The organism is Asanoa sp. NPDC049573, from assembly GCF_040676615.1.
In the GTDB taxonomy this organism is placed as follows: Bacteria; Actinomycetota; Actinomycetes; order Mycobacteriales; family Micromonosporaceae; genus Asanoa.
Genome location: NZ_JBFAPI010000006.1, coordinates 388434 through 407854 on the forward strand (window position 1 = coordinate 388434; position 19421 = coordinate 407854).

The window sequence follows — 19421 nt, forward strand, 5'->3', positions numbered from 1 at the left end:
TGCGCTTCGTCACGATCTCGGCGAGAATGAACCATGGCATCGATGGCAGACCGGCTCCGCGACTTCCTGCGCAGCCCCCGCGGGCAGAAGCTCGTGCGGCAGGGTCAGGCGCAACTCAGCAAACCGGAGAACCAGCGCCGGCTTCAGCAACTCGCCAACCGGCTACGCGGCCGCCAGCGCTGACGCCCGGCCCCGAAAACCAGCGGCGCCCGGGCCGCCACTGCGGCTAGTCTGCCCAGGCCATGACCGAGTTGCCGCCCGTCGCACACCTGCACGTCCACCTGGAGAGTGCGGTCCGCTGGGCGACCCTGGCCGAGATCGCGGCCGCCAACGGCATCGCGTTCCCCGACCACCTGCGCGGCGGCGCGCACCGCTTCACGTCGTTCACCGACTTCTTCGACCAGAACCACCTCGTCCGCGAGATCCTTCGCACCCCCGACGACTTCCGCCGGGTCGCCGTCGAGTTCTGCGCCGACCAGGTCGCCCAGGGCGTCGGCTACGTCGAGGTCTCCTTCACCGCGGCCGCACACGGCGAGCGCCTGGGCGACCTCGACATGCCCCTGTCCGCGGTGCTCGACGGCCTGGCCGAGGGCGGCGAACGCCACGGCCTGGCCTGGCGGGTCATCCTCGACACGTCCCGGCGCCGCTCGGTCGAGCGGGCCTGGCGCACTCTCGACCTGGCCCGCAAGCACGACGGTGTCGTCGGTGTCGGCCTGGCCGGCGACGAGGATTTTCCGGCGGCCCCGTTCGCGGCGGTCTTCGCCGAGGCCCGCGAGGCCGGCCTGCACGTCGTCCACCACGCCGGCGAGGCGGCCGGTCCGGCCAGCATCCGCGAGGCCCTCGACGTCGGCCTGGCGGAGCGCCTGGGCCACGGCATCCGCGTGCTCGACGACCCCGACCTGGTGGCCGAGGTCCGCGAACGCGGCATCCCGCTGGAGGTCTGCCCGACCTCCAACGTGGCGCTCGGGTTCGCGCCGTCGCTGGCGGAGCACCCGCTGCCCCGGCTCCGCGCGGCCGGCCTGGCGGTCACCCTCAACACCGACATCCCGGAAATGATCCACACCACCCTGCGCGACGAGTACGCGGCCGCGGCCCGCGAGTTCGCCTGGACCGCCGACGACCTGGCCGATCTGGCCCGCACCTCGATCGACGCGTCATTCGCCGACCCCGCCACCAAGGCCCGCCTACACAGCGGCCTGGCACTTGCCTAGGTCGCGGTTCGGCGGTTCGCCGAGCGGTCGTCGCGGCTACGCGACCGGGAGCAGGCCGCGGTCCGCGAAGACCTTCTTGGCCGCGAACACGGCGTTGAGGGCGCGCGGGAAGCCGCAGTAGACCGCCGAGTGCAGGAAGACCTCGATGATCTGCTGCGGCGTCAGGCCGACGTTGAGTGCGGCGTTGACGTGCACGTCCAGTTGCGGCTCGCAGCCCCCGAGGGCGGTCAGCATTCCGAGCGTCACCAGCTGACGGTCGCGGGGCTCCAGGCCGGGCCGGGCATAGATCTCGCCGAACCCCCAGGCCACGACCTGGTGCCCCAACTCCGGCGCGATGTCGGCCAGCGCCTCGATGACCTTCGCGCCGGCCTCGCCGTCGATCCGGTCGAGTATTTCCTTGCCCTGGTCGAAACGCTCCTGACGGGAGGTTCTCTCGCTCACGATCCGGCTCCTTCGTTCTGGTGATCAGCCAGAACACTAGGAGTTGGAGCGCGCTCTAGGTCAAACCTTGTGGATGGCGGAGCCGAGGACGTCGCGGTTGAGGGAGCCGATCACGGTCAGCGGGATGCCCTTCGGGCAGACCGCGGTGCACTCGCCGGTGTTGGTGCAGCCGCCGAAGTCGGCCGCGTCGTGCGCGGCCAGCATCGCGGTCGCGCGGCCGGCCCGTTCCGGCTGGCCCTGGGGCAGGGCGCCGAGGTGGGCGACCTTCGCGGCGGTGAACAGCATCGCCGAGCCATTGGGGCACGCCGCCACGCACGCGCCGCAGCCGATGCAGGCCGCCGCCTCGAACGCGGCGTCCGCGGCCGGCTTCGGCACCGGGGTGGCGTGCGCGTCCGGGGCGCTGCCGGTCGGTGCCGAGATGTAGCCGCCGGCCTGGATGATGCGGTCGAACGCGCCGCGGTCGACGACCAGGTCCTTGACCACCGGGAAGGCCCGGGCCCGCCACGGCTCGACGTCGATCGTGTCGCCGTCCTTGAAATGGCGCATGTGCAACTGGCAGGCGGTGGTCAGCTTCTGCGGGCCGTGCGCCACGCCGTTGATGACCATTCCGCAGGCGCCGCAGATGCCCTCGCGACAGTCGTGGTCGAACGCCACCGGCTCCTCGCCGGCCGTGGTGAGCTGCTCGTTGAGCACGTCGAGGACCTCGAGGAACGACATGTCCGGCGAGATGTCATCGACCTTGTAGGACACCATCGAACCGCGGGTCTCGCGGTCCTGCTGGCGCCAGATGCGCAGGGTCAGTTTCACGAGTAGCTCCGCTGGCTGGGTTTCTCGTACTCGAAGGTCAGGGCCTCTTTGTGCAGCACCGGCTGCTCGCCGAACTCCCACGCGGCCACGTAGGAGAACTCGTCGTCGTTCCGCAGCGCCTCGCCGTCGGGGGTCTGCGACTCGGCCCGGAAGTGGCCGCCGCACGACTCGGTGCGGTGCAGCGCGTCGATGCACATCAGCTCGGCCAACTCGAAGAAGTCGGCGACCCGGCCGGCCCGTTCCAGCGACTGGTTGAGCTCGGCGCCGGTGCCGGGGACCTTGACCCGCGCCCAGAACTCGGCGCGCAGCGACCGGATCAGCTCGATCGCCTTGCGCAGCCCGGCGTCGGTGCGCTCCATGCCGCAGTACTCCCACATGATCTTGCCGAGCTCGCGGTGGAACGAGTCCACCGAGCGGTCGCCGTCGATCGTGAGCAGCTTCTGCACCCGGTCGGCGACCGCCGTGCGGGCCTCGACCACGGCCGGGTGCTTGGGCGTCAGCTTCTGGAACGGGCCGTCGGCGAGGTAGGCGCCGATCGTGTTGGGCAGCACGAAATAGCCGTCGGCGAGGCCCTGCATCAGCGCCGACGCGCCGAGCCGGTTGGCGCCGTGGTCGGAGAAGTTGGCCTCGCCGATCACGAACAGGCCGGGGATCGTCGAGCGCAGGTCGTAGTCGACCCAGAGCCCGCCCATCGTGTAGTGCACGGCGGGGTAGATCCGCATCGGCGTCACGTAGGGGTCTTCGCCGGTGATCCGCTCGTACATCTCGAAAAGGTTGCCGTATTTGGCTTCGACCGCCGGCCGACCCAGCCGGGACAGCGCGTCGGCGAAGTCGAGGTAGACGCCGCGCCCGCCGGGGCCGACACCGCGGCCCTCGTCGCAGACCGCCTTCGTCGCCCGGGAGGCGATGTCACGGGGCACCAGGTTCCCGTACGCCGGATAACGCCGTTCCAGGAAGTAGTCGCGCTCGTCCTCGGGGATGTCGCCCGGCGATCGGGTGTCGCCGGCCTGTTGCGGCACCCACACCCGGCCGTCGTTGCGCAGCGACTCGCTCATCAGCGTCAGCTTGGACTGGTGTTCGCCCGAGACCGGGATGCAGGTCGGGTGGATCTGGGTGTACGCGGGGTTGGCGAACAACGCCCCCCGCCGGTGCGCCCGCCAGCTCGCGGTGACGTTGCAGCCCTTGGCGTTGGTCGACAGGTAGAACACGTTGCCGTAGCCGCCGCTGGCCAGCACCACCGCGTCGGCCAGGTCGACGGTGACCGCGCCGGTCTCCAGGTCGCGCACCACGATCCCGCGGGCCCGTCCGTCGACCACGATCAGGTCGAGCATCTCGTGCCGGGTGTGCATGGCGACCGTGCCGGCGTTCACCTGCCGTTCCAGCGCCTGGTAGGCGCCGAGCAGGAGTTGCTGGCCCGTCTGGCCGCGGGCGTAGAACGTGCGGGAGACCTGGGCGCCGCCGAACGATCGGGTGTCGAGCAGGCCGCCGTACTCGCGGGCGAACGGCACGCCCTGCGCCACGCACTGGTCGATGATCTCGACGGAGACCTCGGCCAGCCGGTAGACGTTGGACTCGCGCGACCGGAAGTCGCCGCCCTTGATGGTGTCGTGGAAGAGCCGCTCGACCGAGTCGCCGTCGTTGCGGTAGTTCTTCGCAGCGTTGATCCCGCCCTGCGCGGCGATCGAGTGCGCCCGCCGCGGGCTGTCCTGGTAGCAGTAGCAGCGCACCCGGTAGCCGAGCTCACCGAGCGTCGCCGCGGCCGAGCCGCCGGCCAGGCCGCTGCCCACCACGATCACGTCGAGCCGGCGCCGGTTGGCCGGGTTGACCAGCCGGCCGGTGGAGCGCCGCCTGGTCCACCGCTCCGCGAGCGGGCCGTCCGGCGCCGCGGTGTCGGCGATCGGCTCGCCGTCGACGAAGAACTCACCCGGGTACGTCATGCGGGTCCCACCCATCCGACGAGAACAGCGAACGGCACCACGAGGAAGCCGGCGCTGAGGAGGATCGCGAAGGCGAGCGCGGCCACCCGGGCCCGCCGCTCGCCTTTCGCGGTGCGCTGTCCGAGCGTGCGCAGGGCACTGAACAGGCCATGGCGTACGTGGAAACCGATCGCGACGATGGCCAGCGCGTAGAAGAGGGTGACCGGCCAGCGGCTCGGCGCGAAGTCGGCGACGACGTTGGCGTAGGGATGCGCCGCGTCGCCGACCGGGTTGACCGTGCCGGCGGTCAGGTCGAGCAGGTGCCAGACGATGAACAGCAGGATGATCACGCCGCCCCAGCGCATCGTGCGGGCCGCGTAGCTGCCCTGCACCTTGGGGCGGTGGGCGTAGGCGACCGGGCGGGCGCGCTTGGCGCGCAGCGCGAGCGTGGTGGCCGCCCATGCGTGCCCGATCACCGCGGCGGTGAGCACGCCGCGCTGGATCCAGAGGTACCAGACGTGCGGGACCACCGGATAGCCGATCGTGCGCAGCCAGTGCGCGTAGTTGTCGAACGAGTCGGCACCGAAGAAGATTTTGAGGTTGCCTACCATGTGCGCGACCAGGAACAGCAGCAGGAGCAGGCCGGATACGGCCATGACGGCCTTGGCGCCCACCGTCGACCGGTAGATCGCCTTTGTACGTGTCGCCGCTGCCACCATGCTGCCGACGCTAGGTTGACCTCACATGATGCGTCCAATGCATGGCGATACTGGTGTCAATAGCGTTAAGCTATCAATATGCGCCTGGAGCAGCTGCGATCCTTCGTGGCGGTGGCCGAACTACGACATTTCACCCAAGCGGCCGTCGCTGTCGGTGTGGCGCAGCCCTCACTCAGTAAGCAGATTCACAGCCTCGAAGCCGAGCTCGGGGCGCCGCTGTTCACCCGCCTGCCGTCCGAGGTGGAGCTGACCCCGGCCGGCGAGGCGCTGCTGCCGCTGGCACAACGGATCCTGGCCGACGCCGAGACCGCTCACCGCGAAGTGCGAAACCTGGTCGGCCTGACCAGCGGCCGGGTGCGGCTCGGTGCGACGCCGAGCCTGTGCACCTCGCTCGCGCCGCGGGTGCTGCGCCGCTTCCACACCGCCCATCCCGGCATCGAGCTGCGGGTGGCCGAGGGCGGCTCGCAGGAGCTGGTCCGGTCGCTCTCGCACGGCGAGCTCGACCTGGCCCTGGTGGTGCTGCCCGCGACCGGCATCGACCCCGCGTTGGAGGCCGCGCCGATCCTGGAGGAGGCGCTGGTCGTGGCGGCGGCGGTGCGTACGGTGCTGCCCGACCCGATGCGCGTCGACGACCTGCGCGACCGGCCGCTGGTGATGTTCCGGCCCGGCTACAACCTGCGCGACGACGCCCTCGACGCCTGCCGCCGGGCGGGCTTCGAGCCGACGTTCGCGGTCGAGGGCGGCGAGCTCGACGCGGTGCTCGAGTTCGTCGAGGCCGGCCTGGGCCTGGCCGTGGTGCCGGAGATGGTGCTGGCCAACCGCCCCGGCCTGCGCGCCGTGCCGCTGGCACCACCGGGCCTGCGCCGGACGATCGCGCTCGCCCAGCGCCGGGGTGTCTCGCTGACCCACGCCGCGTCGGCGCTGCGGGACGTGATCCTCGCCGACGTTTGTCCGTAGAGTGTCCGAACGTGAAACCTTGGCGCGAAGCGGCGGCCCGCATGTTCGGGCGTCCCACCCCGGCGCGGATGGTGCCGACCGGTTCGGTGCGGCAGCAGCGGCGGATGCCGGCTCCGCTGCGCCGGCGCGAAGACCGGATGCTCGACTACTCGCCGGAGCTCGACGGCCGCGCCGACCCGGGCGAGGTCGTGTGGACCTGGGTGCCCTACGAGGAAGACCCGCGCCAGGGAAAGGACCGCCCGGTCGTGGTGGTCGGCCGCCGGGGCCGCACGATGCTCGGCCTGATGCTCTCCAGCAACGAGCGCCGCGACGGCCAGCACGGCTGGCTCGCGCTCGGCACCGGCTCCTGGGACCGCGACTCGCGGCCGAGCTGGGTGCGGCTCGACCGGGTGCTGACCGTGCACGAGACCGGCATCCGGCGCGAGGGCTCCGTCCTCGACCGGGGCCGCTTCGACCGGATCGCGGCCCGGCTCCGCCACGACTACGGCTGGCGTTAAAGGCATTTCGCGCGGTTCTTCCGGCTCAGGTCGGCCCGTGCGGGCCGCTAGGCCACCGGTTCGGGTCGGACGAGCGCCACCGCCCGGTCGAGTTGCGCCAACTCGGCCTCGCTCATCGTCGGGTTGGCCCGGCGCATGGCCAGCACCCAGGCGACCGCGTCCGGCGACGGCGGCTTCAGCGACGCGGCCAGCGCGGTGAGCGTCTGCCGGGCCGCGGCCGTCACGGCCGGATCGAGCGGCCAGAGCGTGACCTGGGCCAGGATCAGCAGGCTCATCGCCACGTCGCGGTCGGGCGGGCCCTCGGTGGCGTTACGCCAGTCGATCGCCACCGGGCCCCGGGCGGTCAGCATGACGTTGTCCGGGTGCAGGTCGAGGTGCAGGATCCGGTCGCCGGGGTCGGCGGCGATGCGGGGCGGCAGCGCGTGCAGGCGCTCGTGCAGGTCGGCGATCACCGCCGCCACGGCGTCGGGGGTTGACTCGCCGGCCAGCGCCGCCGACAGCAGGGTCGGGCCGTCGAGCCGTTCCATGACCAGGTCCGGGCCGTCGGCGTCGTAGACGATCGGCGCCGGGTAGCCGGCCCCGGTCAGGTAGGCCATCACCTCGGCCTCGGGTGCGCTGTCGCCGCCATGCCGGTAGCGGCGCAGCACCCGGTCGGGGCCCAGCGCGTAGACGTCGGCCTCCCGGCCGGACGCGATCAACTCCATGCCCGGCATTCTCCGGTCAGTCGAGCCAGGCCGCCAGGTCGAGCGCGCGCAGCCGGTGCGGGTCGCCGAGCACGTGGATCTCGGTGATCAGGCCGCCGCGGACCACGAAGGACATGATCGAGACCACCTGGTCGCGCGGCGCGATGACGGCACCGGGCGTGCCGTTGATGAGCGCGTGTTTGACGTAGGGCGCGAGTTGTTTCGCTGTCTTCGCCTGGCTGGCCACCGCGACGCCGCCGCGGATGATCGCGGAGAACGCCGGCCGGCCGGCACCGCCGTCGGCGCGCAGCACCACGTCGGGGTCGAGCACGGCGACGAGCGCGTCGAAGTCGCCGGCCCGCGAGGCGGCGAAGAACGCGTCGACCACCTCGCGCTGGCGGGCCAGGTCGGCGTCGGGTTCCGGCGCGGACTCCTGCACCCGGCGCCGGGCCCGGCTGGCCAACTGCCGGGTGGCCGCCGGGGTGCGGTCGACGATCAGCGCGATCTCGTCGAAGGCCACGGCGAACATGTCATGGAGTACGAAGGCCAGCCGCTCGGCCGGGTTCAGCGTGTTGAGCACGACCAGCAGTGCCAGCCCGACCGCGTCGGCGAGCAACGCCTGGTCTTCGGGGCCGACGCCCTCGGCCGGGCTGACCACCGGGTCAGGGAGGTGCGTGTCGAGCGGAAGCTCCGCCCGGGTGCCCCGGGAGCGCAGCATGTTGAGGCAGATCCGGCCGACCACCGTGGTCAGCCAACCGCCCAGGTTGCTCACCTCGGCGATGTCGGTGCGGGCGAGCCGGAGCCAGGTCTCCTGGACCGCGTCGTCGGCCTCGCTCAACGAGCCGAGCATCCGGTAGGCCACCGCCCTCAGGCGGCCGCGGTGCTCCTCGAAAAGTCGCGCCAACTCGGTTTCGTCCACCGGTCACATCCTCTCGCCACCACGTGTCATACCGGTAGAAGAGCGAGGCTACAAACCCAGCGAACCGGAGGAACATCATGAAAACCCCCATCCTGGTCACCGGCGGTACGGGCACCCTCGGCCAGTTGGTCGTGCCCCGCCTGCTGGAGAAGGGCAGCCAGGTCCGGGTGCTCACCCGCACGGCGCGGCCGGCCGCAGACGGGATCAGCTACGTGGTCGGTGACCTGGCCAGCGGTGCCGGCGCGGAGGCCGCGGTCGAGGGTGTCGGCACCATCGTGCACCTGGCCGGCAGCCAGAAGGGCGACGACGTCAAGGCCCGGCACCTGATGGCCGCGGCGGCGAAGGCCGGCGTCGAGCATGTGGTCTACATCTCGGTCGTCGGCGCCGACCGCACCCCGGTGAAGAGCGCGGCCGACCGGGCCATGTTCGGCTACGTCGAGGCGAAGCGGCTGGCGGAGGAGATCGTGGTCGCCTCCGGCGTTCCCTACTCGACACTGCGCGCGACCCAGTTCCACGAGCTGATCTTCACGACCGTGAAGGCGCTGGCGAAGCTGCCCGTGGTGCCTGCGCCCGCCGGCCTGAAGGCCCAGCCGATCGCAGCCGACGAGGTCGCGGCCCGGCTGGTCGAACTCGCGCTCGGCGAGCCGCAGGGCCTGGTGCCGGACTACGGCGGGCCCCGCGTCTACGCCTTCGCCGACCTGGCCCGTTCCTACCTGAAGGCGACCGGTCGCCGCCGCCCGATCATCCCGATGCCGGCGCCCGGCGCCGCGGCCCGCGCGTACCGGGCCGGCGCCAACCTGACGCCGGACCGGGCGGTCGGTAGCCTCACGTGGGAAGACTTCCTGACCCACCGACTGGCGGCGTGACACTGCGGTTCGGCCTCGGCCTTGTGCCCGCTACCGGCAAGCGGTTCTCGGCCGGATCGGGTGCTCTCATGTACGCGCTGGAGCACCTACCCGACCTCCGTGCGGGTTCGCGAACCCAAGCCAACCGGGTTCGAATTTCCTAACCGGCTTCGGCGGCGTCCATGGCCTTGTAGATGCGTTGTTCGGAGACCGGGTAGGGAGTGCCGAGGGCCTGGGCGAAGATGTTGACCCGGAGTTCTTCGATCATCCAGCGGATCTCGACCACGGCCTCGGCTCGGCGGCGGCTCGGTGGCAGCGCCGCCTGCATGGCGTCGTATTCCTTCTGGACCTGGGCGATCCGGGCCTGGCCGGCGCGGTCGCGGGCCGGGTCCTGGCCCAGCCTGTCCAGGCGGCGTTCGACGGCGGCCAGGTAGCGCGGCAGGTCGCCGAGGTGGGTCCAGCCGGTCGCGGTGATGAAGCCGGGGTAGATCAGGGCCGACAGTTGGGCCCGCACGTCGGTCAGCGCGGCCAGCGCGTCCAATGAGGACATCCGGGAGATGCGCAGTTCGGCGGCGTGTTGCGCGGCCAGGGCCCGTTCGACCCGGGCGACCACCGCGACCACCGTGTCGACCAGGTCGGCCCGCACCTGGTCGCGCAGGGCGGCGAAGCCGTCCGGGTCCCAGGCCGGGCCGCCGGCCTGGGCGACGAGGCGGTCGACCGCCGCGCCGGCCGCGTCGCGCAACAGTTCCGGCACGCTGCGGTGCGGGTTGCGGCTCAGGGCCAGCTTCTGCTGGTTGGTCAGCCGGCCCTGCAGGAACGTGGCCGGGTTGGGCAGCGTCAGCAACAACAGCCGGCGCGTGCCGGCGATCATCGCGGCGGCCTGCTCGCCCGCCGTGTCGAAGACCTCGACGCCGACCGTGGTGCCCTCGTCGACCAGCGCCGGGTAGGCGGTGACCCGGAAGCCGGCCCGGTCCTGCTCCAGGGTGCGGGGGAGCGGGCCGAAGTCCCAGGACGTCAGGCCCGAGCGGGCGATGCCGGGCGCGGCCGCGGTGACCGTCGCGCGGACCTCGGCCTTGAGTTGGGCCTGCAACGCCGCCAGGTCCTTGCCGCGGGCCACCTCGCGGTCGCCGTCGACCACCCGGTAGGTCAGTTTCAGGTGGTCGGGCACCCGCGACAGGTCCCAGGCGTCGTGCGGCACCGTCACGCCGGTCATCCGACGCAGTTCGCGGGTGACCGCCTCGATCAGGGACACGCCCGTCGTCGGTGTGACGCCGGCCAGCGCGGCGCGGGCGAAGTCAGGAGCCGGCACGAAGTTGGTGCGGATCGCCTTGGGCAGTGAGCGGATCAGCGCGACCACGAGGTCGAAGCGCAGGCCCGGCACCTGCCAGTCGAAGTCTTCGGGGCGCACCTGGCCGAGCATCGGCAGCGGCACGTCGACCGTGACACCGTCTGTCGTGGACCCCGGAGCGAACTCGTAGGTCAGCGGCAGCGCCGCGGATTCCGAGCGCCACACGTCGGGGTAGGAGGCCGGATCGACGTCGCCGCGGCCGGCGTTGACCAGGAACTCGCGGGTGAAGGTGAGCAACGTCGGGTTTTCCCGGCGGGCCTTCTTCCACCACGCGTCGAAATGCCGCCCGGAGACGACGTCGGCCGGGATCCGCTGGTCGTAGAAGGCGTAGAGGCTCTCCTCGTCGACCAGGATGTCGCGCCGGCGGACCCGGTCCTCCAGCGTCGCCACCTCTTCCAGCAGGCGGGCGTTGTCGCGGAAGAAGTGGTGGTGGTTGGTCCAGTCGCCCTCGACCAGGGCGTGCCGGATGAACAGCTCGCGGGACAGCACCGGGTCGACCCGGGCGTAGGTGACCCGGCGGCCGACCACGATCGGCACACCGAACAGGGTGACCCGCTCGACCGCCATCACCGCCGCCTGTTTCTTCTCCCAGTGCGGCTCGCTGTAGGTGCGCTTGACCAGGTGGCCGGCGAGCGGCTCGACCCACTCCGGCTCGATCCGGGCGTTGACCCGGGCCCACAGCCGGGAGGTCTCGACCAGTTCGGCCGACATCAGGAAGCGCGGCGGCTTCTTCGCCAGGGTCGAGCCCGGGAAGATGGCGAACTTGGCACCGCGGGCGCCGAGGTATTCGCGCTTCTCGCCCTCGCGCAGGCCGATCTGGGAGAGCAGCCCGGCCAGCAGCGACTGGTGCAGCCGCGCCGGGTCGGGCGACGAGGAGGGCACCAGGCCGAGCGACTTGGTCACCTGCCGGAGCTGGGCGTGGATGTCCTGCCACTCGCGGGCCCGCAGGTAGTTGAGGTATTCGGCGCGGCACAGCCGGCGGAACGCGCTCGACGACAGCTCCTTCTGCCGGTCGCGCAGGTGTCGCCAGAGGTTGAGGTAGGTGACGAAGTCGGAGTCGGGGTCGGCGAACCGGGCGTGCAACTGGTCGGCGTGGGTGCGATGCTCGACCGGCCGTTCGCGCGGGTCCTGGATGGACAGTGCGGCCGCGACCACCATCACCTCGTCGAGGCAACCGTTGCGGTCGGCCTCGAGCACCATCCGGCCCAGCCGCGGGTCGACCGGCAGTTGCGCGAGCCGGCGGCCGGCCTCGGTGAGGCGCTTCGCGTCGTCGAGCGCGCCCAACTCCTGGAGCAGGGCCACGCCGTCGGTGATGTTGCGCCGGTCGGGCGGGTCGATGAACGGGAAGTTGGCGACGTCGCCGAGGCCGATCGCGGTCATCTGCAGGATGACCGAGGCCAGGTTGGTACGCAGGATCTCCGGCTCGGTGTATTCGGGCCGGGACAGGAAGTCCTGCTCGTCGTAGAGGCGGATGCAGATGCCGGGCGAGGTGCGGCCGCTGCGGCCCTTGCGCTGGTTGGCCGACGCCTGGGAGACCCGCTCGATCGGCAGCCGCTGCACCTTGAGCCGGTGGCTGTAGCGGGAGATGCGGGCCGTACCCGGGTCGACGACGTATTTGATGCCCGGCACCGTCAGCGAGGTCTCGGCCACGTTGGTGGCCAGCACCACGCGGCGCCCGGTGTGCGGCTGGAACACCCGGTGCTGCTCGGCCGCCGACAGCCGGGCGTAGAGCGGCAGGATCTCCAGGTGCGGGAGGTCGAGCCGGGCCAGCGCGTCGGCGGTGTCGCGGATCTCCCGCTCGCCGCTGAGGAACACCAGCACGTCGCCGGGCCCTTCGAGAGCGAGTTCGGTGACCGCGTCACCGATCGCCTGGATCGGGTCGCGCACCAGCGAGCCGGCGACCTCGTCGTCGTCTTCGTCGGCGGGCTCGTCCAGCACCAGGGGCCGGTAGCGCACCTCGACCGGGTAGGTGCGCCCGGACACCTCGACGATCGGCGCCGGCGAGCCGTCTCGCTGCCGGAAGTGCTCCGCGAAGCGCGACGTCTCGATGGTCGCCGAGGTGATGATCACCTTGAGGTCGGGCCGGCGGGGCAGGAGCGACGCCAGATAGCCGAGGATGAAGTCGATGTTGAGGCTGCGCTCGTGTGCCTCGTCGATCACCAGGGTGTCGTAGCGCAGCAGATCGCGGTCGGTCTGCAACTCGGCCAGCAGGATGCCGTCGGTCATCAGCTTGACCAGCGTGTCGTCGCCGCCGCGGTCGGTGAACCGCACCTTGTAGCCGACGGTGCTGCCCAGCGGGGTGCCCAGCTCCTCGGCGATCCGGTCGGCGACCGTGCGGGCGGCCAGCCGGCGCGGCTGGGTGTGCCCGATCTGACCCCGGATGCCGCGGCCCAGCTCCAGACAGATCTTGGGGATCTGCGTCGTCTTGCCGGAGCCCGTCTCACCCGCGACGATCACGACCTGGTGGTCGCGGATGGCCGCCGCGATGTCGTCGCGGCGCTCGCTGACCGGCAGCTCGGCCGGATAGCGGATCACCTGCAGGGCCGCCCGGCGGGCCGCGACCCGGCCCTCGGCCGCCACGACCTCGGTCTCGATCGCGGCCAGCGCCGACGCCTTCTTGGCCGCGTCACGGATCTTGCGGGTGCCTTCCAGCCGCCGGCCCAGGCGGTGGGCGTCGCGCAGGGTCAGCGCGGCCAGGCGGGTGGGCAACGACGGGTCGGCTGCTGCTGCGGGCGCGTTCATCTCGCGCCCAAGGATAGGCGGGGAGGGGGTCGGTCAGCTCGTGGTTATCCGTACGACGTGATCTTTGGCGGTCGGTTCGGCGAAGCGGACCAGGGCCTCACCCTCGGCCTCGACCGCCGCGGTCACCGCTTTGGTCGGCTTTTCGAAGGCGGTGACCGTGAGCGTCGCCACGCCCCGCTTGGTCTCGGTCGACCAGACCCCGGCGACCAGCCCGTCGACCAGGAACGTGGGCAGCCAGCGCAGGTTGCGCTTGAGGTAGACGCGGTCCTTGTAGGCGTCGGGCAGGATCCGGGCCCGCCGGTTGGCGGCGAACGCGAGCAGCGCGTTGTCGAACGGGGGCAGGAAGCGCGGCGGCGCATCGGTGTCGTCGGCGGGCCGGGGCGCGCCTTCCACGTCGTAGAGCACCCGGCGGCCGTTCTCCTCCCGCAGCGTGGCCAGGTCGAGCCGTTCGAGCGCGGCCTTGACCGGCCCGGCCGGCGAGCCGAGCCAGTAGGCGATGTCGTCGGCACCGGCCGGCCCGAACGCGCCGAGGTGCCTGGTGACCGCCGTCTCCCAGGCTTTTTCGCTGGTCAGGCCGCGCGGGGTGGGCGGGCCGGCCCGATAGCCGGCGGGCGTCTTGGCGCCCCACCCGCCGTCGGTGGGCGCCTTCACGAACGCCGGCTGGGCCCGGAACGGCCGCCACTTGTATTCCCGCTGCGCCTCGACCGCCTTGGCCGGCAGGGCATCGGGGTGATCATCAACCCATTTCTCGGCGTACGCGGTGAGTTCGTCGCCCGTTCTGGTCTTCTTCGCGAAAGCCACCGTGTCGGTGAGCATGTCGCCGGCCCGCTCGGGTTGGTCGACGCCGCGCAGCAACCAGCCGCCCACCCCGGTCTCGGCCGCGATCCGGGCCCAGACGGGGTGCTCGGCCGCGCTGACCAGGTGCAACGTGCGACGCATGAGGATGCCGGTGACCAGGTCGCCCTTGTCGAGCACGGCCCACAGGTCGGCGGGCGAGAACCCGTCGAGGCGGCTGAACAGCCCCAGGGGTGGTGCCGACCACTGCTGCGCCTGGAGCGCGCCGATCTGTTCGATAGCCGACACCAACGATTTGCCGCTGTGTTTGCCGCCACCTGGGCCGGCATGCCTGTCCAGCAGGCCCTGCCGGGCCAGCAGCGCGCGGTTCAGACCGGTCGCCGTCGCGGTATCTTGGGGAGTTCGCATGGTTGCCGGTTCGCTTCCGGAAGGAACGTTGTTGTCTGAGCGCGTTGATCCTAGTCGCGTCCTCGATCCCACAGACTCGCCTGCCGAGATGGAAGCCGAACAGAAATACGTATCAGGCCTCTATGACCGGCTCGACGGGATGCGGGCGCTGGCCGAGTCACGGCGCTCCGGCGCGCTGGCCGCGACCGGGGGCACACCGCAGGCGCGGTCCCAGCGCGAGTCGTCCGTGGCGATGTACTCCGAGCAGCTGGCCCAGCTCTCGGCGGTGGAGAGCGGGCTCTGCTTCGGCCGCCTCGACTCGGAAACCGGCGCTCCGCTCTACATCGGCCGGATCGGCATCTTCGACGAGGCCGGCGACTACGAACCGCTGCTGCTCGACTGGCGCGCGCCCGCGTCCCGCCCGTTCTACCTGGCCACCGCGGCCGACCCGCTGGGGATAAGGCGCCGGCGGCACATCCGCTCCAAGGGGCGCACCGTCATCGCGCTCGACGACGAGGTGCTCGACCTGTCGGCGGCCGGTTCCGCGGCCCGCGAAGGGCTGGCCGGCGAGGCGGCGCTGCTGGCCGCCGTCGGCGCCAACCGCACCGGCCGGATGCGCGACATCGTCGAGACCATCCAGGCCGAGCAGGACCGGATCATCCGCGCCGACCTCGGCGGCGTGCTGGTCGTGCAGGGCGGCCCGGGCACCGGCAAGACCGCGGTCGCGCTGCACCGGGCGGCCTACCTGCTCTACACGCACCGCCGCGAGCTGTCGACGCGCGCCGTGCTGGTGCTCGGCCCCAACCCGACGTTCCTGCGCTACATCTCCCACGTGCTGCCGTCGCTGGCCGAGACCGGTGTGCTGCTGTGGACGCTCGGCGACCTCTACCCGGGCGTGACCGCCCGCGGCGAGGAGCCCGAGTCGGTCGCCGCGATCAAGGGCCGCGCGGCCATGGTCGACGTGCTCGCCTCGGCCATCGCCGACCGGCAGGAACTGCCGCGGGAACCGATCACGGTGTACGTGGAACGCGAACCGCTGACCATCGACCGCGATCTGGTGTCCACCGCCCGCGAGCGGGCCCGCCGCTCCGGCAAGGTGCACAACGAGGCCCGCCAGGTCTTCGAGCACGCGCTGGTCGAGGGGCTGGTCCAGCAGGCCGCCGCGATCATCGGCACCGACCCCTACGCCGACGACCCGCTGGGCGGTGGCGACGCGCCCGGCGACCCGTTGTTGATGGGCGCCGCCGACCTGTCCGACATCCGCGACGAGCTGACCGGCGACCCGGGCATCCGGGCCGCGCTCGACACGCTCTGGCCGCCGCTGACGCCGCAGCGGTTGCTGCGCGAGCTCTACTCGTCGGCCGACCGGATGGCCGCCGCCCGGCTCGGCCGCGACGGCGCCGAGTTGCTCACCCTGGCCGAGGCGGCCGCGCTGGCCCGGCCGATCGGTGCGCCCTGGACGCCGGCCGACGCCGCGCTGCTCGACGAGGCCGCCGAACAGCTCGGCGAACTACCCGAGGCCGCGGTCGCCGCGCGCACGGAGGCCGACAAGGTGCGCCGCTCCGAGCTGGCCTACGCCGAGGGTGCGCTGGAGATCGCGCGCGGCTCGGCGTCGATCGACACGGAAGACGAGGACGACCCCGAGCTCCTGCTGGTCACCGACCTGCTCGACGCGTCGCGGCTGGCCGAGCGGCAGGAAGACGCGCTGCGGCTGAGCGCGGCCGAGCGGGCCGCGCTCGATCGCAAGTGGGCGTTCGGGCACGTGATCGTCGACGAGGCGCAGGAACTGTCGCCGATGGCCTGGCGGGTGCTGATGCGCCGGTCGCCCAACCGCTCGATGACCGTGGTCGGCGACATCGCGCAGACCGGCGACCCGGCCGGTGCCGCGTCGTGGTCCGAGGTGTTCGCGCCCTACGTCTCCGAGCGCTGGAAGCTGGCCGAGCTGACCGTCAACTACCGCACGCCGGCCGAGGTGATGTCGCTGGCCGGCGAGGTGCTGGCCCGGATCGACCCGGACGCCACGCCGCCGCGTTCGGTGCGGTCCACCGGCGAGGCCCCGGTCCAGGGGTCGCTCGACCAGCTCGGGCCGGTGCTGGCGACGGAGGCGGCGGTGCTCGGCGAGGGCCGGCTGGCGGTGATCGGGCCGGCGGGCCGGGTCGCCGGCCTGGCCGCCGACGTCCGCGCCGCGCTGCCGGAGCTGGCGGTCGCGGTCGGCGACGAGCCCGACCTGGAGAGCCCGGTCGCGGTGCTGTCCGCGCGCCAGGCCAAGGGCCTCGAGTTCGACACCGTGGTGGTCACCGACCCCGACGGCATCGAGAAGGAGTCGGCCCGCGGCCTCAACGACCTCTACGTCGCGCTGACCCGGGCGACCCAGCGGTTGATCGTGCTGCGCTGACCCGGAACGCACGGGCCCGCTACCGCGACGAGCGTCAGCGGAAGCGGCGGCCTTCGTCGCGGCGGTAGGCCCAGACGGCCACCGCGCCCGCCGCGACCGTCCAGATGGCCAGGATGACCAGGGACTTGGTGTCCGGCCTGAAGTCGCCGACCGCCGCCCACAACAGCTCGACCGCGCCGCGGGTGGGCAGATACGGCGCGATCGTCTGGATGAAGGCCGGTGCCTGGTCCGGAGACGACATCAGGCCGCCGCCGAAGGCCAGCGGGAAGAAGATGACCTGGCAGACCACGAGCGCGGCCTTGAGCGGGAGGGCGTAGCCGATCGCCAGGCCCATCAGGGTGAACGGCAGGGCGCCGACGAAGACCGCGCCGAGCCCGAGCAGGAAGCCCGCCGGGGTGACCGTCGCCGCCGTGAACAGGGCGCCGATCACGACCACCGGCACCAGCGAGACGAGCGACATGGCCATGCCGGCCAGGATGCGGCCGGCGAACCGCGGTGCCGCGCCCGCCGCCATCGTGCGCAGGTAGCCGTCCCACGGCTGTGACCGGTCGTCGGCCACGCCCACGCCGTAGGTGAACAGGCTGCTCACCATGATCGAGAAGGTGACCATCGACGCGGTGGCGAAGGTGGCGGCGACCGGGTCGTCGCCTGCGAACGGTACGACGAAGAAGAGCATCGAGGCGGCCGGGAAGAACGCCGAGCCGATCAGGGCGATCGGAATGCGGACCGTCTCCAGGAGTTGGTAGCGGGCGTGCACCAGGGCGAGCGTCACGAAGGGTGCTCCGTTCTCAGGCGGCGGTGGCCAGGGGAGTGGTGGCCGTGATGGCCAGGAAGGCCTCTTCCAGCGAGGTGGCGGCCACCTCCAGCTCACGGAAGTCCACATCGGACGCGACGAGCGCGCGGACGAGTTGGTCGGAATCGGGCGTGAGCAGGTGGGTGCGGCCCTCGCGGACCTCGGTCGCCACCACGCCGGGCAACGCCGGTGCCGCGCCGTCATGGGCGAAGCTGACCCGGCGGACGCCGACCAGGCCGCGGACGGCGGCCACCGTGTCGTCGGCGAGCACCCGGCCGCGACCGAGCACCACCACCCGGTCGGCCAGCGCCTCGATCTCCTCCAGGTAGTGGCTGGAGAGCAGCACCGTGCCGCCGTCGCGGTGGTAGGCCTTGACCGCGTCCCACAACGCCCGGCGGGACTGCACGTCCAAGCCCGTGGTCGGTTCGTCGAGCACCACGATCCGGGGGCGGCCGACGAATGCCAGCGCGATCGCGAGGCGCCTCCGCTGGCCGCCCGACAGCCCGCCGGTCTGCCGCCGCGCCAGGTCGGCCAGGCCGAACTGGTCGAGCAACTCGCCGCGGGGCACGGGGGAGGGGTAGTGGGCCGCGACGAAGTCGACCACCTCGCCGACCCGCAACGTCGCCGGCAGCCCGGTCTCCTGCGGCGTCACGCCGAGGGCGCGGCGGACAAGCGGGTCGCGGGGGTCGCCGCCGCACAGCAGGACCTTGCCCGAGTCGGGTCGGCGTACTCCCGTCAGCAGGTTCGCCAGCGTCGACTTGCCGGCGCCGTTGGGGCCCAGCAGGCCCACCAACTCGCCCTGCCCCACCTGGAGCGAGACCCGGTCGAGCGCCACGACGTCGCCGTAGCCGCGGGTGACCTCGATCGCCTCGGCGAGGATCATGCCTTCTCCTTGATGTCCGGGGGTTGCAGCAGGGCGCGTACGGCCGCTGTGTAGTCGTCGAAGGCCACCCGGCCCCGGTGGGTGAGCGCGACCAGGGTGACCGGGGTGCGGCCGCGGTGGGTCTTGGTGATCTCGACGTAGCCGGCGTCTTCGAGCTTGCGCAGGTGCACCGAGAGGTTGCCCGCGGTCATGCCCAGGATCTCCTGCAGGCGGGGAAACGCGATCTGGTCGCCGGAACCCAATGTGGACAGTGCCGCGACGACCCGCAGCCGGGCCTGCGCGTGGATCACCGGATCCAGCGGCGCGTCGGTCATGCCGACCCCCGGCGCCCGCGCCTCCATCGGCTGGCGATCGCGCCGAAGACGATCATTCCGCCGCCGGCCGCGACGCACATGATGAGCGACTGCCAGCCCGGCCCGGCGAGCACCCCCGCGACGTTGACCACCGAGATCCAGACACCCAGGATGAAGAGCGGGCGGCTGAGCCAGATCGCACCGCCGGCCATGTGCAGCGCGCCGGTGAGGCCGACGGTGGTCGCGGCCCAGACCATGGTGACCAGGTCGTCCGGGAGGGCGTCGCTGATCCGCACCATGATCACTGTCACCGTGGCGAACGCGATGAACCAGGACCACCCGTAGTAGGCGCCGCGCCTCGACGACTCACCGGTGACCTGGCCGCTGGCCCGCGTGCCGGTCATCGCGGAGATCACGCTGGCCACTGCCAGCAGGGCAACCAGCACGGCGACGGGCAACCACTCGGGCATCGCCACCAAGACCCGGTCGTCGGGGCCGAAGCGCAGGAACAGCAGGCCGAAGCCGATCAACCAGGCGAAGCCCCACGGCCAGTACCACCAGCGGTCGTCGACGTAGATGCGGCGCAACACCGCGGCGCGTTGGTCTTCGATCAGCTTGAGCGCCTCGGCCGGATCGCCGGGCGGCTGGTCGTTGTCGATAAAGCTCTCACTCACGTAAAGAACTTTACAACACAAAGTCAATGGTGGCGTCCGAGCGGTACATCGGGGGATCGATGGGTGAAAGTTCCTAAAGGATCGTTCCACCCGGGTAGCGACCCATTCGCCGGTAA

The 19421-nt window shown here is 72.0% G+C and carries 18 protein-coding genes; 6 read left to right on the top strand and 12 right to left on the bottom strand.

Annotated features, from left to right (window positions below; translation table 11 throughout):
• Nucleotides 1-42 precede the first annotated feature (42 nt).
• Together AB0J74_RS17265 and add are read left to right on the top strand one after the other, a co-directional pair.
• On the top strand, nt 43-183 hold the full coding sequence (locus AB0J74_RS17265; protein WP_363448810.1) for a hypothetical protein: 141 nt from the start codon (nt 43-45) through the stop codon (nt 181-183).
• Nucleotides 184-242: 59 nt separating this feature from the next.
• Nucleotides 243-1211 carry an adenosine deaminase gene (gene add / locus AB0J74_RS17270; protein WP_363448812.1) on the top strand — a complete coding sequence of 323 codons (969 nt, stop codon included), beginning with the start codon at nt 243-245 and terminating at the stop codon, nt 1209-1211.
• 36 nt (nt 1212-1247) lie between these two features.
• Here add and AB0J74_RS17275 read toward each other — a convergent pair whose 3' ends face one another.
• From AB0J74_RS17275 to AB0J74_RS17290, 4 genes are read right to left on the bottom strand one after another with little or no spacing between them, the layout of a single operon-like run.
• A complete protein-coding gene (locus tag AB0J74_RS17275; protein ID WP_363448814.1) occupies nt 1248-1652 on the bottom strand; it encodes a carboxymuconolactone decarboxylase family protein in 405 nt (134 codons plus the stop codon).
• A gap of 60 nt (nt 1653-1712) precedes the next feature.
• Nucleotides 1713-2459 carry a succinate dehydrogenase/fumarate reductase iron-sulfur subunit gene (locus tag AB0J74_RS17280; RefSeq protein WP_363448816.1) on the bottom strand — a complete coding sequence of 249 codons (747 nt, stop codon included), beginning with the start codon at nt 2457-2459 and terminating at the stop codon, nt 1713-1715.
• Nucleotides 2456-4396: a fumarate reductase/succinate dehydrogenase flavoprotein subunit gene (locus AB0J74_RS17285; protein WP_363448818.1), complete on the bottom strand. Its 1941-nt coding sequence runs from the start codon at nt 4394-4396 to the stop codon at nt 2456-2458. The genes AB0J74_RS17280 and AB0J74_RS17285 overlap by 4 nt, the downstream gene beginning before the upstream one ends.
• Nucleotides 4393-5091, bottom strand: coding sequence for a succinate dehydrogenase cytochrome b subunit (locus tag AB0J74_RS17290; protein WP_363448939.1), 699 nt, complete (start codon nt 5089-5091; stop codon nt 4393-4395). The genes AB0J74_RS17285 and AB0J74_RS17290 overlap by 4 nt, the downstream gene beginning before the upstream one ends.
• Before the next feature lie 75 nt (nt 5092-5166).
• Here AB0J74_RS17290 and AB0J74_RS17295 point away from each other — a divergent pair, with 75 nt between their 5' ends.
• Both AB0J74_RS17295 and AB0J74_RS17300 read left to right on the top strand, forming a co-directional pair.
• Nucleotides 5167-6051, top strand: a complete 885-nt coding sequence (locus AB0J74_RS17295; protein ID WP_363448941.1) for a LysR substrate-binding domain-containing protein — start codon at nt 5167-5169, stop codon at nt 6049-6051.
• Between the two features lie 68 nt (nt 6052-6119).
• Nucleotides 6120-6548: a type II toxin-antitoxin system PemK/MazF family toxin gene (locus AB0J74_RS17300; RefSeq protein WP_363448943.1), complete on the top strand. Its 429-nt coding sequence runs from the start codon at nt 6120-6122 to the stop codon at nt 6546-6548.
• Nucleotides 6549-6595: 47 nt separating this feature from the next.
• Here the strand turns inward: AB0J74_RS17300 and AB0J74_RS17305 are convergent, their stop codons facing one another.
• Nucleotides 6596-7252, bottom strand: coding sequence for a phosphotransferase (locus tag AB0J74_RS17305; protein WP_363448820.1), 657 nt, complete (start codon nt 7250-7252; stop codon nt 6596-6598).
• 16 nt (nt 7253-7268) lie between these two features.
• Nucleotides 7269-8150: an RNA polymerase sigma factor SigJ gene (sigJ, locus tag AB0J74_RS17310; RefSeq protein ID WP_363448822.1), complete on the bottom strand. Its 882-nt coding sequence runs from the start codon at nt 8148-8150 to the stop codon at nt 7269-7271.
• Between the two features lie 77 nt (nt 8151-8227).
• On the opposite strand from sigJ, the gene AB0J74_RS17315 reads away from it, so the two are divergent.
• The gene (locus AB0J74_RS17315; protein WP_363448824.1) at nt 8228-9016 is read left to right on the top strand and encodes an NAD(P)H-binding protein; all 789 of its coding nucleotides are present in this window, start codon (nt 8228-8230) and stop codon (nt 9014-9016) included.
• Between the two features lie 139 nt (nt 9017-9155).
• Here AB0J74_RS17315 and hrpA read toward each other — a convergent pair whose 3' ends face one another.
• Together hrpA and AB0J74_RS17325 are read right to left on the bottom strand one after the other, a co-directional pair.
• Complete coding sequence (gene hrpA / locus AB0J74_RS17320; RefSeq protein WP_363448826.1) at nt 9156-13085, bottom strand: ATP-dependent RNA helicase HrpA; 3930 nt, start codon at nt 13083-13085, stop codon at nt 9156-9158.
• A 33-nt stretch (nt 13086-13118) separates the two neighbouring features.
• Nucleotides 13119-14288, bottom strand: a complete 1170-nt coding sequence (locus tag AB0J74_RS17325) for a winged helix DNA-binding domain-containing protein (RefSeq protein ID WP_363448828.1) — start codon at nt 14286-14288, stop codon at nt 13119-13121.
• An 88-nt stretch (nt 14289-14376) separates the two neighbouring features.
• Between AB0J74_RS17325 and AB0J74_RS17330 the strand changes: the two genes are divergently transcribed.
• The gene (locus AB0J74_RS17330; protein ID WP_363448830.1) at nt 14377-16662 is read left to right on the top strand and encodes an ATP-binding domain-containing protein; all 2286 of its coding nucleotides are present in this window, start codon (nt 14377-14379) and stop codon (nt 16660-16662) included.
• Nucleotides 16663-16696: 34 nt separating this feature from the next.
• Here the strand turns inward: AB0J74_RS17330 and AB0J74_RS17335 are convergent, their stop codons facing one another.
• Genes AB0J74_RS17335 through AB0J74_RS17350 form a run of 4 tightly spaced genes read right to left on the bottom strand, consistent with a single transcriptional unit; the run spans nt 16697 to nt 19305 of the window.
• On the bottom strand, nt 16697-17434 hold the full coding sequence (locus tag AB0J74_RS17335; RefSeq protein ID WP_363448832.1) for an ABC transporter permease: 738 nt from the start codon (nt 17432-17434) through the stop codon (nt 16697-16699).
• A gap of 16 nt (nt 17435-17450) precedes the next feature.
• Nucleotides 17451-18338 (bottom strand): ABC transporter ATP-binding protein, encoded by an 888-nt coding sequence (locus AB0J74_RS17340; protein WP_363448834.1) that lies wholly within the window; start codon nt 18336-18338, stop codon nt 17451-17453.
• Nucleotides 18335-18652 (bottom strand): transcriptional regulator, encoded by a 318-nt coding sequence (locus AB0J74_RS17345; RefSeq protein WP_363448836.1) that lies wholly within the window; start codon nt 18650-18652, stop codon nt 18335-18337. Before AB0J74_RS17345 ends, AB0J74_RS17340 begins: the two co-directional genes overlap by 4 nt.
• Nucleotides 18649-19305 carry a transporter gene (locus AB0J74_RS17350; protein WP_363448838.1) on the bottom strand — a complete coding sequence of 219 codons (657 nt, stop codon included), beginning with the start codon at nt 19303-19305 and terminating at the stop codon, nt 18649-18651. The genes AB0J74_RS17345 and AB0J74_RS17350 overlap by 4 nt, the downstream gene beginning before the upstream one ends.
• Nucleotides 19306-19421 lie beyond the last annotated feature (116 nt).

Bases quoted from the DNA above. Each gene is read 5' to 3' on its own strand.
- AB0J74_RS17340 (WP_363448834.1), bottom strand. From the start codon at position 18,338: ATGATCCTCGCCGAGGCGATCGAGGTCACCCGCGGCTACGGCGACGTC.
- AB0J74_RS17345 (WP_363448836.1), bottom strand. From the start codon at position 18,652: ATGACCGACGCGCCGCTGGATCCGGTGATCCACGCGCAGGCCCGGCTG.
- AB0J74_RS17300 (WP_363448943.1), top strand. From the start codon at position 6,120: ATGGTGCCGACCGGTTCGGTGCGGCAGCAGCGGCGGATGCCGGCTCCG.
- AB0J74_RS17315 (WP_363448824.1), top strand. From the start codon at position 8,228: ATGAAAACCCCCATCCTGGTCACCGGCGGTACGGGCACCCTCGGCCAG.
- AB0J74_RS17285 (WP_363448818.1), bottom strand. From the start codon at position 4,396: ATGACGTACCCGGGTGAGTTCTTCGTCGACGGCGAGCCGATCGCCGAC.
- hrpA (WP_363448826.1), bottom strand. From the start codon at position 13,085: ATGAACGCGCCCGCAGCAGCAGCCGACCCGTCGTTGCCCACCCGCCTG.
- AB0J74_RS17305 (WP_363448820.1), bottom strand. From the start codon at position 7,252: ATGGAGTTGATCGCGTCCGGCCGGGAGGCCGACGTCTACGCGCTGGGC.
- AB0J74_RS17265 (WP_363448810.1), top strand. From the start codon at position 43: ATGGCAGACCGGCTCCGCGACTTCCTGCGCAGCCCCCGCGGGCAGAAG.
- add (WP_363448812.1), top strand. From the start codon at position 243: ATGACCGAGTTGCCGCCCGTCGCACACCTGCACGTCCACCTGGAGAGT.
- AB0J74_RS17325 (WP_363448828.1), bottom strand. From the start codon at position 14,288: ATGCGAACTCCCCAAGATACCGCGACGGCGACCGGTCTGAACCGCGCG.
- AB0J74_RS17330 (WP_363448830.1), top strand. From the start codon at position 14,377: ATGGAAGCCGAACAGAAATACGTATCAGGCCTCTATGACCGGCTCGAC.